This window comes from Actinomadura sp. NPDC048032 (genome assembly GCF_040653175.1).
Lineage (GTDB): Bacteria > Actinomycetota > Actinomycetes > Streptosporangiales > Streptosporangiaceae > Spirillospora > Spirillospora verrucosospora.
The window spans coordinates 1-16,283 of record NZ_JBEZJP010000154.1 but is presented as its reverse complement, the minus strand read 5'-3'; the positions used below and the strand labels follow the sequence as shown (position 1 = coordinate 16,283).

The following is a 16,283-nucleotide window of genomic DNA, read 5'->3' as shown; positions in this document are numbered from 1 at the left end:
TCGGCCAGGCCCCGGCGGCGGGTCGCGTCCGCCTCGGCCTCACCGATCAGCCGGATGGCCTCGGACTCGCGCTGCGCCTTGAGCTGGACCTCGGTCGCGGCGGCCTGGGCGTAGGAGATGCGCTCCTCGCGCTCGGCCTCGGCCAGCTTGACCTGCTCGTAGGCGCGGGCGTCGGCGGGCTTGCGGATCTCGCTCTCCAGCCGCTTCTCGGTGCGCTCGGCCTCCAGCTCGGCGTTGCGGGTCTCCTTGAGGATGACCTCCTGGCGCGCCTGCTGCGCGGCCTGCTGCACCTGGCCCTGGTACTCGGCCTTCTTCATCTCGGTGTCCCGGATGACCGCCGCGTTCTGCCGCTCGGTCTCCTGCTCGCGCTCGGTGGCCTCCTGGTTGCGCTCGGCCTCGGCGATGCGGGCGGCGGCGGCGACCCTGGCGGCGTGCGGGCGGCCGAGGTTGGTGATGTAGCCGGTCTCGTCGTCGATCTCCTGGATCTGGAGGGAGTCGACGACCAGGCCGAGCTTGCTCATCTCGTCGGCGGCCGAGCCGCGGGTCTCGGAGGTGAGGCGCTCGCGGTTGAGGATCAGGTCCTCGACGGTGAGGTTGCCGATGATGGAGCGCAGGTGGCCGGTGAACAGCTCGTGGATCGCGCCGTCCATCGAGTTCTGCTGCTCCAGGAAGCGCCGCGCGGCGTTGGCGATCGACACGAAGTCGTCGCCGACCTTGTAGATGACCACGCCGCGGACCTTGACCGGGATGCCCTGCTGCGTCACGCAGTTGACCTCCAGGTTCGCGGCGCGGCTGTCGAGCCGCAGGCGGCGCGCCGTCTGGAAGCCGGGCAGGACGGACGTGCCCTTGCCGGTCACGATCTTGAAGCCGAGGCTGTCCACGCCGTCGATCGGCTTGGACTTGGCGCCCAGCCCGGAGATGATCAGGGCCTCGTTCGGCTCGGCCACCCGCCACACCATCTTGAACAGCACGATCAGCACGATGATGGCGACGACGACGCCGATCGCAACGGCGATCACGGGCATACGGGCCTCCTCCTCCGGTCGGGCGGCCGGCCGAAGTGTCAGGCCCGTCCGCGTTTCCCATCAGACGCGGCGGAGGCGTGTCCGGTTCGGTCCGCGAACCGGAAGTTCACGTCCGCATCAGGCCAGGCCCGGCGGGACGCCTCAGCGGGCCAGCGCGGGCGCCACGTACACCGTCCGCGGCGGGTGGTACTCGACCACGACGACGATCGAGCCGACGCCGATCTCGTCGCGCGGGTCGACGGGATGGGCGTAGAACGCCTCCGAGCCGCCGCGAACCGCGATCATGACCTCGCCGACCAGCCCGGGCCCGATCCGGCCGGTCACCCGGCCCTCCTTACCGATCAAGGAAACCCCCTGGCCCGGTGCGCCCGGAGCCGTTCTCCGCGCCGCGTAAGGCGAACGCTATCCGCTGCGCCGAGGGGACGGCGAGCCGCGGGGCTCAGGACAGGACCCGGTCGGCCTGGGCCAGCGCCTCGCCCGCGAGGCGTTCGGCGTCGGCCCGCGTGGCGCCGGGCCCGAAGACCGTGATCGTGGCGAGGAAGCGGCGGCCCCGGAACACGACGTACCACGTGCGGGTGCTCGCGCCCCCGCCGACGGTGGCGACGCCGACGGTGCGCGAGCCCTCGCCGATCTCCCCCTTCGGCGCCTCGGCCACCCTGTGCGCGGCCCAGGCGGAGCCGACCCTGGTGCGGAACCTCAGGCAGCCGGGAGGGACGCGGGCGTTGACCTGCTTCTCCGCGTCGGCGGCGGGCATGCTCATGAGGGTCTCGGTCGCGGTCAGGCCGCGCTCGCCGGCGAACGAGACGAGCGCCGCGGGCACGCCGCCGGCCACGTCGCCGCCCGGACGGGACTTCCCGCAGGAGGGCTTGTCGAGGACGGCCTCCCGCTGGAGCCTGGAGGCGTTCTGGATGGCCTTCAGCGAGCCGTACTCGCCCCAGTCGGGCTCGCCCGCGCGCCGGTAGCCGGACGGCTGCTGGAGCAGCGCCTGCGCGAGCTGCGCGGAGGTGTAGCCGATGCCCGCCACCTCGGCGCGGGCGGTGCCGCGCACCTGGGTGGCGCGCTCGGCGTCGCCGCCGCACGCGGTGGCCGCGACGGCCGTCGACAGCAGCAGCGTGACGGGGAGGAGCCTGTGCGCCATGGCGGCGACACTACGGCGCGAAAGGGGCGCACCGCCCCCGACGACACGCGGGTCAGCCCTTTTCGGCCCGCTCGTTGTACTCCGCGGCGTACTCCTGGCCGGACATCTTCTGGATCGTCTCGACGATCTCGTCGGTGATGGCGCGGCGGGCCTTGGCGGGCGGCAGGTCCCTGTAGTGGGAGAAGTCCATCGGCGGGCCGATCCGCACGGTGGGGCGCGGGCCGAACACGCGCGGGAACGCCGCCCCGATCGGCTGGATCTTCTCGGTGCCCTCCAGCGCGACCGGCAGGACGCGGGCGCCGGACTCCAGCGCGAGCCAGCCGATGCCCGTCCGGCCGCGGTAGAGGCGCCCGTCCGGGGAGCGGGTGCCCTCGGGGTAGATCGCGAACGCGCCGGCGTTGTCGAGCACCTCGGCGGCCTGCTCCAGCGCGCCCATGGCGGCCCGCCGGGCGCCGCGCCGCACCGGGACGTGGCCGAGGTTGGTGAGGAACCAGCGGACGAAGCGGTTCTTGAGGCCGCCGCCCTCGAAGTAGGCCGCCTTGGCGATGTAGGTGACCGGGCGCGGGACCGCCAGCGGGATGATGAAGCTGTCGATGAACGACAGGTGGTTGCTCGCCACGATGAGCGGCCCGTAGCTCGGCACGTTCTCGCCGCCCACGACCCGCGGACGGAAAAGCAGCCAGAGGATCGGACGCACCACGCGCGTCATGAACGTGTAGAACACCCAGCCTCCCGAATTTCGCCACAGCCACTGTAACCTCTGCACCGATCCGGGCCCCGGTCAGCATCCTCCTTTCCCGCCCCGGAGAGGGCCATAAATGGTCCAAGGCCTGGTCAAACGCCGGGTGGACGAGATTCGCGGCCATTCCTTACCGCCAAGTAAGTTTCTCTTCGGTAAGTTATTACCCCGTTTACCGGATCTCCCGGGAGGCACCCGGATGCCCCGGGCGCATCGTCAGGTACAGTCGGGACCGGGGAGCAGACGGGCGTCCGGGCCCTCGTTACGGTCCGGGAGCCGGGCGGGCGACCTGGTCCTTAACCCGGGAACTGCTTGGAATGCGGGCACGCGTGCGCGATCCTGAGGAGTCACCTGAGATGGCCGGGGACCACCACCGGAGTGGGGCGTGAGGTGACGATGGACTTCGACATCAGCCTGATGCGGGACGACCGCTGCACGCTCGTCCGCGTCAAGGGCGACATCGACGTGGTGTCCCGCGCGCGCTTCGAGGAGGCGCTCTTCGAGGTCGTCGAGTCGGGCGAGCCGATGGTCGTCGACATGCGCGAGGTCACGTTCTGCGACTCCACCGGCCTGAACGCCATCGTCGCCGCGAACCGCCGCGCCGGCGAGCACGGCACGCACCTCGCGCTGGTGGCGCTGCCGCCGCGCGTCCAGCGGGTCTTCCGCATCACCGGGATCGACAAGTTCATCCCGATCCACGAGACGCTGCGGGAGGCCATCGTCGCCTTCCCGTCCACCACCCCGTAGGCCCGGCCGGCGGGGTCAGGTACAGCCCTCGAACTGCGGCACGCTGGTCGTCAGCTTGAGCCCCGACCCGCCGAACCACCTGTTCAGCAGCCGCTGCGCGGTGCCGTCCTGGTACATGTCCGTGATCGCCCGGTTGACCTCCTCGCAGCCCCTGAGGTCGCCCTTCTTCAGGCCGACGCCGTACTTCTCGTCGGTGAACGGCGCGTTGATCATCCGTCCGGGACGGCCGGAGGCGAACCCGGCGAGGATCAGGTCGTCGGTCGACACCGCGTCGAGCCGGCCGCCGGCGAGCGCGTCCATGCAGGCGCCGTAGGTGTCCACCGTGACCGGGCGCGCGGCCACCTTGCGCTCCTCGATCACGCGGCGCCAGGAGTTGGACCCCTTCACCTCGCAGATCCGCTTGCCCTTGAGGTCGCGCACGTCCCTGATCGCCGCGGCGTCGGCGCGGACGAAGGTGTCCTGGTGGGCGACGTAGTACGGCCCGCCGAAGGTGACCTTCGTCTTCCGCTTCGCCGTGATCGAGTACGTCGCGACCACCATGTCGACGTCGCCCTTGGCGAGCGCGTCCTCACGGACGGAGGAGTTCGTCGTCCTGAACGTCAGCCGGCTCTTCGGGACGCCCAGTTTGCCCGCGACGTAGGTCGCGACGTCGACGTCGAAACCCTCGTACGTGCCGTCCGGGCGCTTCACGCCGAGGGCGGGCTGGTCCTCCTTCACGCCGATGACGAGAGAGCCCTTGTCCACGATGGACTGCTCCTTCTCGGCGCCGAGGCCGCAGGCCGACAGCAGCGCCGCCGCGGCGAGGACGGCCCCCGGGGCGGCGATGGCACGGGTCGCGCGCATGGCTTGATCTCCTTGATCAGGCGAACTCGGTCAGCGGAACTCGGCCAGCCGGGGACGGACCCCCGCGATGATCAGCGCGGCGATGACGGCGGCCGCCACGGGCGGCACCGCGTTCCAGCCGCGCAGCCCGCCGTCGGCGTCCCGGATGGCCTTGTCGAAGGCGTCCTGGTGGACGGCGGTCAGCGAGCTCAGCGCCGCGTCGTAGGCGTCGAAGTCGCGGATCGCGTTGGACGTGCGGCCCATCCGCAGGTCGACCGCGCCCGCCCGGTTCCCCGCCGACGCCAGCTGCCGCATCCGCGCGTCGTTGCGCTGGACGGTCCGGTACGCGGTGAGCGTCCTGGCCAGCGCGTCGCCCTCGCGGCCCCTGTCCACCGTCCGCGCCTCGTCCCCGAAGAAGCCGAGGAACGGGGAGGTCTGGCCGGGCCGGTACGCGCCGGCCTTCTCCTCCAGGCCCGCGTAGTAGTTCTCCAGGTTCACCGGCCTGTCGCCGAGGTCGGGGTAGATCACCGACAGCGACTTGTCGAGGTAGGTCTGCTCGTAGGTGTCGGCGCGGCCGGGGTCGAGGAGGTAGCGGCTCTCGTCCCCGAAGGCGCTGTGGCTGATCGCCCGGGCCCGCGACAGCTGGAGGATCGAGTCGAAGCCGTCCTCCTTGGCGGTCCTGATGTGCCCCGCGTGGGCGGTGAGCAGGCCCGCCCCGACCGCGGTGAGGACAACGGTCCCGAGCGTCGCCAGCACCAGCGCCGGGTTCAGCACCCGCCGGAACGTCCGCACGAGGTACAACTGCGTCGCGACCAGCAGCAGCAGCGCGATCAGTCCGGTGAGGGCGACCCAGGTGCGCCCGGTCAGCACCGCCGACCGCTTCGTCTCGTACGACTGCCGGACGTTCGCGCCGGTGTCGAGCGTGATGTTGTACGCCTTCGGCAGCAGCTGCAGCTTCATCAGGTCGGTGGCCTGCCGGTAGGCGTCCAGGACCTGCGCCGGCGTCTCGCCGGGCGCGTGGTTCGACTGCGCGTCGAGCTGCATGGCCTGGCCGACGAGCCGCTCGTACTTGCCGAGGCCGTCCAGCACCTCCTGGACGGTGCGCCGCAGCGCGGGGTCGCGCCCGGCGAGCTGCGCGGCCTGCACCGCCGCCGCGTCGGCCTCCCCGCGGCGCTTCTCGTACACCCGCAGGGTCTCGTCGTAGCCGATGCCGAGGCCGTGCTCGCGGCCGATCAGCAGGATGCTGGAGACCTGCGCGTCCATGTCGCTGAGCGCGAAGTACAGGGTGCCGGTCGCGACGACCTGCGGACCGGCGTCGTGCCCGATCGTCTCGACGGAGTCGCGCGCGTTGCCGACGGCCACGGTGAGGACGGCCAGCAGCGCCACGAGCGCGGCCACGCAGAGCACGACGTGCGCCCGGATGCGGCCCGGGATCGTCTTGAGCCACCGGCCGCGCACGAACGTCCTCAGGCGGCCGCCGCGCCCGGGGTCGGCGGGCTTCCTGTCCGAAGGCGGCGCGGGCGGCGCGGGCGGACGCGGAGCGGGAGCCGCCGGGGGTGCCGGACTCATCGTCATGACGTGCCCTCCTGCAGGGACAGCGTGATGGTCGTCCAGGCGCCCACGTGGATGCGGTCGCCGTCGCCGACCGGAACGGGCACGTTCACCGGGATCGGCTCCGTTCCGCCGTTCACCGTGGTGCCGTTCGTCGAACCGGGGTCGATCAGGTGCCAGGCGCCGTCCGGCCGCGCGAGCAGGACGGCGTGCAGATGCGAGACGCCCGGGTCCTCGGGCGGTGCGCTGAGGTCGATCTCGGGCAGCAGCGCGCGGGAGGCGCTGCGCCGCCCGATCCGGATCTGCGGGCCGGCCAGCGGGACGCGGCGCTCGGGGCAGTACGGCGGGAACGCGAGCCCTCCGCCGTCCGGCCCCATCTCCGCGACCACCGAGTCGAAGTAGGCGCGGTCGGCGACGACCAGCGCGTGCGGGCCGGGCGCCGGGGCCGGGCGCGGGACGACGGGCACGCTGCCCTCCCGCTGCTGCGGCACCAGCGGCACCGCGCGCGCGGTGCCCGCCGGGGTGAACTCGACGGTGTAGACGGTGCCGGTCTCGAAGTCGTACCCGTCCTCCTCGCAGAAGCGGCCGGAACGCGGCGTCCCGCAGCGCGGGCAGGCCGGCTCCTCCGCGGGCTCGGCGGCCGGGGCGGGTCCCGGGGCGGCCCCGGGCGCGGACTCGGGCTCCGGCTCGGCGAACTCGGCGCGCCGCGCGCCCTCCATGAGGTCACCGCAGACGTCGCAGTAGTCGGTGGACTGGGACGCGTGCCCGCTCGGACAGACCGGCATGGGCCTCAGCCCCCTGCCTCGTCGCCGTGCCGCGTCCGCACGGTCCGGACGGAGCGGGTGTCGAGCGACATCTCGTCCGCCTTCGCCACGTCCCGCTTCAGCCGCACGGTGCCGCGCGCCGGGTCGACCACGTCCACGACCTTGTCGAGCAGGCCGGAGATCTGCTGGTTGCCGACCTCGCGCGCCAGCACCACGGCGCGTCCGAGCCGGGCGGTCGCGGTGTCCTCGTCGCCCTCCCGCCGCGCCTCCAGGCCCTGCTGGATCGCCTCGGCGAGCTCGGACTGGCCGGTGTGGTGCGCGACGCGGCCGTTGATGCGCGTCGACCTGGCCTCGTCGTCGGTCCACTCGGCGATGACGTTGCCGGACGCGAGGACCTGGTCGCCCGCGACGAGCTTCACCCACGCGGCCCGCATCTGCCGCCCCACGTCGCCGGGCTGCACCTCCACGCACAGGTGGTACTCGCGGTTCTCGGCGCCCCACGCGCCGAGCGGGTAGTCGCCGGTCTGCGGGCCCGACTCGGCCCGCCGGCCGGTGAGGTCCTCCACGGCGGGGACCATCTGCTTGATGAACCGCAGCCGCGCCTGCTGCGGCGTCCACACGCGCAGCGTCACGTCCGCGACCTGCTTGCCCATCGCGGCCCGCGTCATCGCCAGGAAGTCGGCCTCCAGGTCGGCCGGGTCGGGGACGTCGAGGAACCCGCCCAGCAGCACCGAGGTGATCTTGCGGAGCTCGGCGACGTTCCAGTCGGTGCCGACGCCCCGCGCGTCGCACAGGAAGTGGCCGGCGCACACGCGCAGCGCCGCGTCCAGCTCCTCCTCGGACTCGTGCTGGTTCTTCCCGTCGGTGAGCAGGATCGCGTGCTTGACGGCGCCCTCCGCGACGGCGTCGTACCCGGTGAACAGCCGGTCGGCGAGCCGCAGCCACGACCCGATCGCCGTCCCGCCGGCCGCCTCCAGCCGCCCCACCGCGTCCACCGCGGCGCGCCGGGACGCCGCGTCCGCCCGGACGAGCCGCTCCCCCTGCGGGTACACCATCCGCGGCCGGTTCGCTCCCGCGACCACCGCGAAGTGCACGCCGTCGCGCAGCACGTTCACCGCCGCCCGCGCCGCCCGCTTCGCCGCGGCCATCTTTCCCCGGTACGACATCGACCCGGAGGTGTCGATCATGATGATCTCCGCGGCGGGGGCGCGGCCGCCGTCCGCCACCGGGGCCGGGCCGCCGGACGAGCGCGCCTCCACCGAGACGATCGCGTGCATCTCCCGTCCGCCGGCCGGGAGGTAGGGGTTCTGGTCCACCCGCACGGTGAACTCCGGAAATTCGCTCATCTGGCCCGCTCCCTGCTCGGTCCTGGCGGCGGGTAGCGAAGGACCGCCACCGTCACGTTGTCGTGCCCGCCCGCGTCCAGCGCCGCCCGCACCAGCCGCCGCGCCGCGTCCAGCGGCCCGTCCCGGCCGGTGAGGGCCACGGCGGCGAGGTCGGACGGCTCCGGCAGGTCGTTCCACAGCCCGTCGCTGCACAGCACCACCAGCCCCGGACCCGTCGGCCGGAACGCCGCCACGTGCGGGTCGAGCGGGCCCGCGTCCGCCCCCAGCCAGGCGGTCAGCACGTGCGCCCGCCGGTCGGCCCACGCCTCCTCGGCGCTCATCGCGCCCTGCTCGATCATGGACGAGGCCCACGAGTCGTCCGTGGTGAGCCGGCACGAGCCCGCCGGGGACAGCCAGTAGGCGCGGCTGTCGCCGACCCATCCGACGGTGATGCCGCCCGCGTCCACGACGGCCGACACGAACGTGCACGCGGGGGAGGCGTCGGGGTCGCCGGGGAGCGCCGCCACGGCCTCGCCCGCCCGCGCCACCGCGTCGCGCATCGCGCCCCGGGGATCCATGCCGGCGGTGACGCGGTCCGTCAGGACGGCCAGCGCCGCCTCGGCGGCCAGCCGCGACGCCTCCTCCGACCCGGGCGCCGTCGCGACCCCGTCGCAGACCACCGCGCACACGCCCGCGGGCAGCGCCGCCAGCGCGAACGCGTCCTCGTTGCGGCTGCGCCGCAGCCCGAGGTCGCTCACCGCCGCCCCGAACCGCCCGGCCTCGGCCTCGACGTGCTCCCGCCCGCTCGGCTGCCGCAGCCCGCACTGCTCGCAGTACCCGTCGGCCCCGACGGCCCCGACGCCGCAGTCCACACAGGCACCCCCGGCACCGCCGCCCTCCCCCGGAGGCGGGGGCGGGCCGGACGGCCGCTCCGGCGAGCGGGCCTGGCGCGGCACGGGGCCGGGTGCCGGCGGGACGCCCCGCGAAGCCGGGTTCGCCGCGACGCCCGGAAGAGCGGTGCCGAGCGGCGGCGTCCTGGGCGTGGTCGGGTCGGGGCGCCCGCACTCCTCGCAGAAGCGGTCGCGTTCGTTGACGGGCTCGCCGCAGGTACGGCAGAGCGCGACGGGGGTGTGCTGGTCCGCGTTCATGGTCAGAAGAGCGTCCTCGGACGGACGGCGTTGGCCCGTTTGACCATCGCGTGGCGGTGCTCGGCCCCGTCGGCGAGCTTGGCGAGCACGCGGTAGACCTCCTCCAGCCTCTTGCGGAGGGCCTGCTCGTCCAGGGCGGTGCCGAGTATCTGCTGCCGCACCCCGGGCGGCGCCGAACCGCGGTCGGCGCGGACCCAGGCCAGCGCCGCCTCCAGCACCTCGGCGGCGAACGCGGCCGACCGCTCGGTGTCGAGGCGCAGCGACGACAGCCGCCGTCCCGCCTCGACGAGCGCGGGCGCGTCCAGCTCGGTGGGCCCGCGCCCCCGCACGGCGGTCGCGACGGCGGCGAGCTGCGCGGCGAGGTAGTGGCTGGAGATGCGGGGGACCGAGTCGAGGACGCGTTCGGCGGACGCGCGTCGCCCGCCGCGAGCCGCGTGCGCGCCAGCCCGAACGCGGCGCTGACGTGGGTGGGATCGGTGCGCCAGACCGTCTCGTAGTAGTAGCCGGCGGCGGCCGTCTCGCCCAGCGTCTCGTGGCAGAACGCCAGCGCCAGCTTGGGCGCCTGCTCGCCCGGCGCGAGGTCGTACAGGTCGTTGAACACCGCGACGGCCTCGGTGCCGCGCCCGCCGGCGAGGGCGCGCGCGCCCCGGTACCAGTCGACGCGCCAGTCGTCCGGGGCCTCGGCGGCGATGTCCTCCAGCAGGTGCGCGGCGCCGTCGAGGTCGCCCAGCTCGATGCGGACGCGCACCAGCGCGAGCCGCACCTCGCGGGACGCGACCGGCGCGGACGCCAGCGCCGCGGCCAGGTCGGCGGGGTCGCGGGCGGTGAGCCCGGCGAGGAACGCCGCGGCCGGGTCGGAGGCGTACACCAGCGGGACGGGCAGCGCGGCCGCGGCGGCGGCCGGCTCCACCGGCGCCAGGATCGGCGGGGCCCCGCCGCTCCCCCGGGCGCCGTCCAGACCGCCGACGATCTCGGTTCCGGCCGTCTGCTGCTCGGGCCCGAACAGGGGCGACGGCGCGGGGCGCGGGCGCCCGTCCTCGGCCGACAGGACCTCCCGCAGCACGCCGGTGAGCTGCTCGGCCATCTCGGCGGCGCTCTGGAACCGGCGGGCCGGGTCGGGGTGCGTGGCGCGGCGCAGCAGCCGGTGGTAGGACTCGTGCCGCTGGAAGAGCGGCACCTCCTCGCGCGGCGGCAGGCTGCGCAGGTGCCGCCCCGTGTAGCCGCGGAACGGGAAGCTCAGCACGGCCAGGGTCCGGCCGACGGTGTAGAGGTCGGAGCTCACCGAGGGGCCCTGCGAGCCGATCTCGGGGGCCTGGTAGCCGGGCGTGCCGAAGATCGGGCTGTCCGCGTCGAAGGCCCGCCGGACGCCGCCGAGGTCGATCAGCTTGAGCTGCTCCTCGGACTGGATGGCGTTGTCGGGCTTGAAGTCGCAGTACAGCAGCCCGACGCCGTGCAGGTAGCCGAGCGCGCTCAGCACCTCCAGGCCGTAGGCGATGACCTGGCCGAGCGGCAGCGACGCCTGGTCGCCCTGCGCCTTGCGGGCGCTGAGCAGGATGTCCTTCAGCGAGCGGCCGCCGACGTACTCCATCACGATGTAGCCGGAGTCGCCGTGCCGCACGAAGTTGTAGATCTTGACGATGTTGGGGTGCTCGACCTCGGCGAGGAACGCGCGCTCGGCGGTGGCGGCGGCCAGCGAGTCGGCGTCGCCGGTGTCGAGCAGGCCCTTGAGGACGACCCATCGCTCGCTGACGTTGTGGTCGCGGGCCAGGTACACCCAGCCGAGCCCGCCGTGCGCGAGGCAGCCGAGCACCTCGTACTGCCCGCCGATCATTTCGCCGGGCCGCAGCTTCGGGGTGAACGAGAACGGGTGCCCGCAGTTGCGGCAGAAGCCCTCGGTCCGCCCCGGGCGCCCGCCCCGGCTGCGCCCGACCTTCTCGTCGCACTTGCTGCAGAAGCGCCGGTTCTCCGGCACCTCCGGATTCTCCATGATCGCCGAGGCGGGGTCGCGGGCCGGCACGGGCGGCACCTCGACGAGCCCGGCGCCGAGCATGCCGCGCCTGGCCGAGCCGCTGGAGCCCGTCCCCCGGGTGCCGCCGCGCGAGGCCGTCCGCCCGGACCCGACGCTGCCCGACCCGCTCGTCGGCGCGCTGCCGTACGACGCCCCCTGGCCGCTGCGCCCGCTCTGGCCGGACGAGCCCGGGCGGCATGCCCGCGGGCGGCGCGGGCGTCGCCGGGGTCGTCACCGGCGCCGGGCCGGGGGCGGCCGGAGCCGAGCCCGGGGGGCGCCCGTACGCGCCCGGATAGCCGGGCATCGCGGGCGCGGCGGGCCGCACCGGCGCCGCCGTCCGCGCGGGCTGCGGCGGACCGGCGGGCGACGGGCCGATGGGCGCCGGACCGGTGTGCGCCGGGTTGAACGCCGCAGCGGGACGGGACGCCGACTGGGGCGCGGATTGGGGCGCCGACTGAGGGGCGGACTGGGGCGGCGGCTGGGGCGCCGGGGGCGCCTGCTGGGGCGTCTGCTGCGGTGACGAGTTCGCCGCGGGCGGCGCGGCGGCGGGAGCCATGCCGCAGACGTCGCAGAATCCGTCCGCCTCCACCTCGCCCGTGCAGCCGGGCTGGGTGCATCGGTTCATCGCCGGGTCCCCGTCTCGCTCTCGCACGCCCTGATCGCTCGCTGGTACTCCGCCAGCACCGCGGTCGCCCTGCGCAGATCGCAGGGCGCCGTCCACAGCACCTCGCGCGCCTCCCCGTACAGCACGGTGAGCCGCTCGTCCTCGGCGAGGCCGAGCCGCGCCGCCTTCGCCCGGTACGCCTCCAGGCGCCCCCGGAGCTCGCCCCGCCGGTCGAGCAGCCCGGCACTGAGACGCAGGTCACCGCGCGCCCGTTCCAGCGCCTCCTCGGCGGCGTGCTCCAGTTCGGCGAAGCGCCCCGCCATCTCCACCCAGCGTCCGGCCTCGCGCAGCCGTTCGAGGGCGGCGAGCCGGTCCCGCAGCGCGGCGCCGAGGCCCCGCGCGGGATCCGGGAGGTTCGGGGAGTGGATCTTGTCGAGGGCGCTCGCGTGGGCGTCGTGGGCCTGCCGCTCCGTGTCCTCGACCTCCTCGACGCGGGCCGCGACCCGCGCCACGAGCTCCTCGTAGTCCTCGCGCATCCTGGCGACGCCGGCGAGCTCGTCGCCGAGCGAGGTCAGTATGGCGCAGACGCGGTCCAGCCGCGCGGTGTCGGCGCGGCCGTCCCTGACCAGCGACAGCGGGTCGGTGCGGACGAGCCGGCCGAGCGCGGTCAGCTCGCGGCCGACCCGGTCCAGCTCGGGATGCCGGGTGCCGTCCAGCGAGTGCGCCAGCCGGGCCGTCCTGCGCCAGCTCTCCTCGGCGTCCTCCAGCGGCTGGAGCAGCGCCGACCAGGCGGCGTCGGCGGCGGCGATCTCGCCCGCGACGAACTCGTAGGCGTCCGACATCATCGCGACGGCCTCGTCCAGCGTGATGCGGCGCTCCTGCGGGCCGAGCAGCGTCCGGTGCTCCAGCGGGATCTGCCCGTCGGGCAGCTCGACCGACGGGCCCGCCAGCAGGCCGGACAGCTCCGTCAGCGTGGCCGGGTCCGGCCGGGACGACCGTTCGCGCAGCTCACCGGCCGCGTCCAGGACGCGCTGGTAGGCGTCGAACAGCCGCCACAGCGTCGCCAGCCGGGCCTGCGCCGCGTCCCAGCGCCGCCACGTCTCGCCGGTGAGCCGGGCGCCCTTGAGCAGGCGGCCGCCGTCGTGGCGCTCCAGTTCGAGGAGGTTCGAGGCGATGCGGTCGCGCTCGTCCCGCAGCGTGCGCAGGGCATGGTCGACGCCTTCACGGCTCATGGGCGCGGCGGCCCCCGCCCCGCTCTGGTCCAACGTCTGCCCCGCGATCGTCTTCTCCGGTCCCCCCTGAGCATGCCCGCAGAGCCGGTCTGGGAGCACGGACCGGTCCACTATCGGACGTACGCTCTCATACAAGTGTGATCCGTGACACTAACCGAGACAAGGCGCTTTCCGTCGGGTCAGGTCCGCGTCGCGAGACCGCCGCTCTCCGCCGATCCTCACGTGCCCGTACCCTGTGCAGGGGGAACCTCGTTGTTCCTGGTGACGTTACGACAGATACGTCATTTAACGAGAGGAGTGGTGAGTCCGCGGTGTCGGACCCCAGTCATAGACCCGGTGCCCCATGCTGACCGCCGCACTGGGCGTTCTCGCGGTGATCGTCCTCACCGCCGCCACCGGATACTTCGTCGCCCAGGAGTTCGCCTACGTCGCCGCCGACCGCGCGACCCTGGAGCAGGCCGCCGAACGCGGCGACACCTCCGCCCGCAGGGCCCTCAAGGTCATCGGCCGGGTCTCGTTCATGCTGTCGGGCGCGCAGCTCGGCATCACGATGACGACCCTGGTCGTCGGCTTCATCGCCAAACCGGCCCTCGCCGAGCTGATCGAGCCGCTGCTGGGCCTGGTGGGAATCCCCGAGGGGGCCACGGGCGCGATCGCCCTCGCCACCGGCTTCGTCCTGGCGACGCTCATCCAGATGCTCCTCGGCGAGCTGTTCCCGAAGAACCTCGCCCTGGCCCGCGCCGAGCAGCTGGCCCGCGTGCTGGCCGCCTCCACGCTCGTCTACCTGACGGTCGCGGGGCCGCTCATCCGGCTGTTCGACCGCGCGGCGGAGCGGCTGCTGCGCGCCGTGGGCGTCGAGCCCGTCGAGGAGCTGCACAGCGGAGCGACGCTGGAGGAGCTCGGCGACATCATCGGCAAGTCGCACAGCGCCGGGCACCTGCCCGCCGACCTGTCCGGCCTGCTCGACCGCGCCCTGTCGTTCGGCGACCTCACGGCCGACGAGGTCATGGTGCCGCGCCCGCACGTCCGCGCGCTGCCGTCGACCGCGCCCCTCGCCGACCTGGTCGCGCTGATCCGCGAGACCGGCCACAGCGCGTACCCCGTCTACGGGCAGGAGGTCGACGACGTGGTCGGCGTCGCGGGCGTCCGCGAGGTCGCCGACGACGCGCTCGACCCGTCCACGCCGGTCGGGTCCGTCGCCCGGCCCGCGCTGCTGGTGCCCGGCAGCCAGCCGCTGTACGGCGTCATCGAGCACATGCGCGACTCCGGCGAGGAGTTCGCCTGCGTCGTGGACGAGTACGGCGGGCTCGCCGGGATTCTCACCTTCGAGGACGTCGCCGAGGAGCTCGTCGGGGAGATCGCCGACGAGACCGACGGCCCCGAGGACGCCCCGACGTCCGGGCCGGACGGGTCCTGGGTGGTCGACGCCGGCATGCGCATCGACGAGGTCGGCCGCCTCACCGGCCTCGACCTGCCCGAGGGCGACGCCTACGACACCCTCGGCGGGCTGGTCATGGCGGAGCTGCGCCGGCTGCCGAGCCCCGGCGACCGCCTCACCGTCGCACTGGACGGCGGCGCCGTCGAGCTGGAGGTCGTGAGCGTGGCCCGCCGGGTCGCCGAGAAGATCCTGATCCGCGCGGCGCGCCCCGCGGACGTCCCGTCCGGCGAGGAGGAGGTCGCGTGGACCCGCTGACCTCGCTGCTGGTCACCGTCGCGCTGCTGCTCGGCAACGGCTTCTTCGTCGCCGCCGAGTTCGCGCTGGTCGCGGCCAACCGCCCGCAGCTCGAACGCGCCGCCGCGAAGGGCAGCCGCCCCGCCGTGGCCGCCCTCGCGGGCGTCCGCGAGCTGTCGCTGATGCTCGCCGGCGCGCAGTTCGGCATCACGATGTGCTCGCTCGGCCTCGCCATCGTCACCGAGCCCGCGTTCGAGCACTTCCTCGAACCGCCGCTGCACGCGCTCGGCGTCCCCGAGGCGGGCTCCAAGGCGATCGCGCTCGGCTGCGCGCTCGCCGTCGTGACGTTCCTGCACATGGTCGTCGGCGAGATGGCCCCGAAGTCGTGGGCGATCGCGCACCCGGAGCGGTCGGCGATGATCCTCGCCCTGCCGTTCCGCGCGTTCGCGAAGGTGTCCCGCCCGATCCTGTCGGCGCTGAACGCGGTGACCAACGCGCTGCTGCGGCTCATCCGCGTCACGCCGAAGGACGAGCTGGACAGCCACACCGACCCGGCGCGGCTCAGCCACCTGGTCGGCGAGTCCCGCCGCCTCGGCCTCATCGGCCGCCGCGACCACGAGCTGCTGCACCGGGCGATCTCCGCGCGGGAGGCCACGGTCGGGCACCTCGTCGTGCCCGCCACGTCCGTCACCACGATCGACGCGGACGCGACCGCCGCGCAGATCCGCCGGACCGCCACGGCCAGCGGCCACAGCCGCCTGCTGGTCCGCGACCTGAACGGCGCGATGACGGGGATCGTCCACGTCCGGGCCGCCATCATCGAGCCGGGCGACGAGCGCCGCGCGGGCGAGCTGGCGCACCCCGCCCCCGTCCTCACGGCGAGAACGACCGTGCTGGACGCGGTCAGCCGCATGCGCCGCGGCCGCGCCCAGCTCGCCGTGGTCAACGACGACCGCGAGGAGTTCGCCGGAATCGTCACCCTGGACGACCTCCTGGCGGAGCTTCTGGCCACCAACCCGCACTGACGCAGGCCGCGTACCTGCGACAACGCCGCAGGTGTCGAGGTGCTGCAACGGGTTTTCCGGTCCATCATCGGAGGATGAGCGGACAGGGTCACGGCCATGGGCACGGTCACGGTCACGGGCACGGTCACGGTCACGGGCACTCGCGGAAAGGGCGCCTCGCCCACCTGGTGCGCCCGCACTCGCACGAGGCGGCCGACAAGGTGGACTCGGCCATGGAGGCGAGCGCCCAGGGCATGCGCGCCCTGTGGATCTCCCTGGCGGCCCTGGGCGCGACCACGGCGCTGCAAGCCGCCGTGGTCGCGTTCACCGGCTCGGTGGCGCTGCTGGGCGACACGCTCCACAACGCCGCCGACGCGCTGACGGCCGTCCCGCTGGGCGTCGCGTTCCTCCTCGGCCGCCGCCCGCCGTCCCGCCGGTACACCTACGGGTACGGGCGCGCCGAGGACCTGGCGGGCGTCGTCATCGTCCTGACCATCGCCGCGT

14 protein-coding genes and 1 pseudogene are annotated in these 16,283 nt (G+C 74.3%); 4 read left to right on the top strand and 11 right to left on the bottom strand.

Annotated features, from left to right (window positions below):
* The 4 genes from AB0C69_RS20985 to AB0C69_RS20970 all read right to left on the bottom strand — a co-directional run.
* Positions 1 to 1,025, bottom strand: a 1,025-nt coding sequence (locus tag AB0C69_RS20985; RefSeq protein WP_360355863.1) for an SPFH domain-containing protein, incomplete at its 3' end; no start/stop codon positions are given.
* A 141-nt stretch (positions 1,026 to 1,166) separates the two neighbouring features.
* Positions 1,167 to 1,349 carry a hypothetical protein gene (locus tag AB0C69_RS20980; RefSeq protein WP_345171410.1) on the bottom strand — a complete coding sequence of 61 codons (183 nt, stop codon included), beginning with the start codon at positions 1,347 to 1,349 and terminating at the stop codon, positions 1,167 to 1,169.
* 115 nt (positions 1,350 to 1,464) lie between these two features.
* A complete protein-coding gene (locus tag AB0C69_RS20975; protein ID WP_345171412.1) occupies positions 1,465 to 2,163 on the bottom strand; it encodes a hypothetical protein in 699 nt (232 codons plus the stop codon).
* 52 nt (positions 2,164 to 2,215) lie between these two features.
* Positions 2,216 to 2,887, bottom strand: coding sequence for a lysophospholipid acyltransferase family protein (locus AB0C69_RS20970; protein ID WP_345171414.1), 672 nt, complete (start codon positions 2,885 to 2,887; stop codon positions 2,216 to 2,218).
* Between the two features lie 411 nt (positions 2,888 to 3,298).
* Here AB0C69_RS20970 and AB0C69_RS20965 point away from each other — a divergent pair, with 411 nt between their 5' ends.
* A complete protein-coding gene (locus tag AB0C69_RS20965; RefSeq protein ID WP_345171416.1) occupies positions 3,299 to 3,649 on the top strand; it encodes an STAS domain-containing protein in 351 nt (116 codons plus the stop codon).
* Between the two features lie 15 nt (positions 3,650 to 3,664).
* On the opposite strand, the gene AB0C69_RS20960 is transcribed toward AB0C69_RS20965, so the two are convergent.
* The 7 genes and pseudogenes from AB0C69_RS20960 to AB0C69_RS20930 form a co-directional block, all read right to left on the bottom strand.
* On the bottom strand, positions 3,665 to 4,492 hold the full coding sequence (locus tag AB0C69_RS20960) for a transporter substrate-binding domain-containing protein (protein ID WP_353831913.1): 828 nt from the start codon (positions 4,490 to 4,492) through the stop codon (positions 3,665 to 3,667).
* Positions 4,493 to 4,522: 30 nt separating this feature from the next.
* Positions 4,523 to 6,046: a hypothetical protein gene (locus AB0C69_RS20955; RefSeq protein ID WP_353831912.1), complete on the bottom strand. Its 1,524-nt coding sequence runs from the start codon at positions 6,044 to 6,046 to the stop codon at positions 4,523 to 4,525.
* Positions 6,043 to 6,807: an FHA domain-containing protein gene (locus tag AB0C69_RS20950; RefSeq protein ID WP_360355857.1), complete on the bottom strand. Its 765-nt coding sequence runs from the start codon at positions 6,805 to 6,807 to the stop codon at positions 6,043 to 6,045. The genes AB0C69_RS20955 and AB0C69_RS20950 overlap by 4 nt, the downstream gene beginning before the upstream one ends.
* Positions 6,808 to 6,812: 5 nt before the next feature.
* The gene (locus tag AB0C69_RS20945; protein WP_360355854.1) at positions 6,813 to 8,132 is read right to left on the bottom strand and encodes a VWA domain-containing protein; all 1,320 of its coding nucleotides are present in this window, start codon (positions 8,130 to 8,132) and stop codon (positions 6,813 to 6,815) included.
* Positions 8,129 to 9,259 carry a PP2C family serine/threonine-protein phosphatase gene (locus AB0C69_RS20940; protein WP_360355851.1) on the bottom strand — a complete coding sequence of 377 codons (1,131 nt, stop codon included), beginning with the start codon at positions 9,257 to 9,259 and terminating at the stop codon, positions 8,129 to 8,131. The genes AB0C69_RS20945 and AB0C69_RS20940 overlap by 4 nt, the downstream gene beginning before the upstream one ends.
* Positions 9,260 to 9,261: 2 nt before the next feature.
* Positions 9,262 to 11,309 (bottom strand): annotated as a pseudogene (locus AB0C69_RS20935) (tetratricopeptide repeat protein).
* Between the two features lie 579 nt (positions 11,310 to 11,888).
* A complete protein-coding gene (locus AB0C69_RS20930; RefSeq protein WP_360355849.1) occupies positions 11,889 to 13,103 on the bottom strand; it encodes a hypothetical protein in 1,215 nt (404 codons plus the stop codon).
* A 343-nt stretch (positions 13,104 to 13,446) separates the two neighbouring features.
* Between AB0C69_RS20930 and AB0C69_RS20925 the strand changes: the two genes are divergently transcribed.
* The 3 genes from AB0C69_RS20925 to AB0C69_RS20915 form a co-directional block, all read left to right on the top strand.
* Entirely contained in the window at positions 13,447 to 14,796 is a 1,350-nt protein-coding gene (locus AB0C69_RS20925) for a CNNM domain-containing protein (RefSeq protein WP_353835733.1), read from the top strand.
* On the top strand, positions 14,784 to 15,800 hold the full coding sequence (locus AB0C69_RS20920) for a hemolysin family protein (protein ID WP_345171431.1): 1,017 nt from the start codon (positions 14,784 to 14,786) through the stop codon (positions 15,798 to 15,800). The genes AB0C69_RS20925 and AB0C69_RS20920 overlap by 13 nt, the downstream gene beginning before the upstream one ends.
* A 74-nt stretch (positions 15,801 to 15,874) precedes the next feature.
* Positions 15,875 to 16,283: cation transporter (locus AB0C69_RS20915; RefSeq protein ID WP_360355844.1), on the top strand; the 409-nt coding region annotated here is incomplete at its 3' end.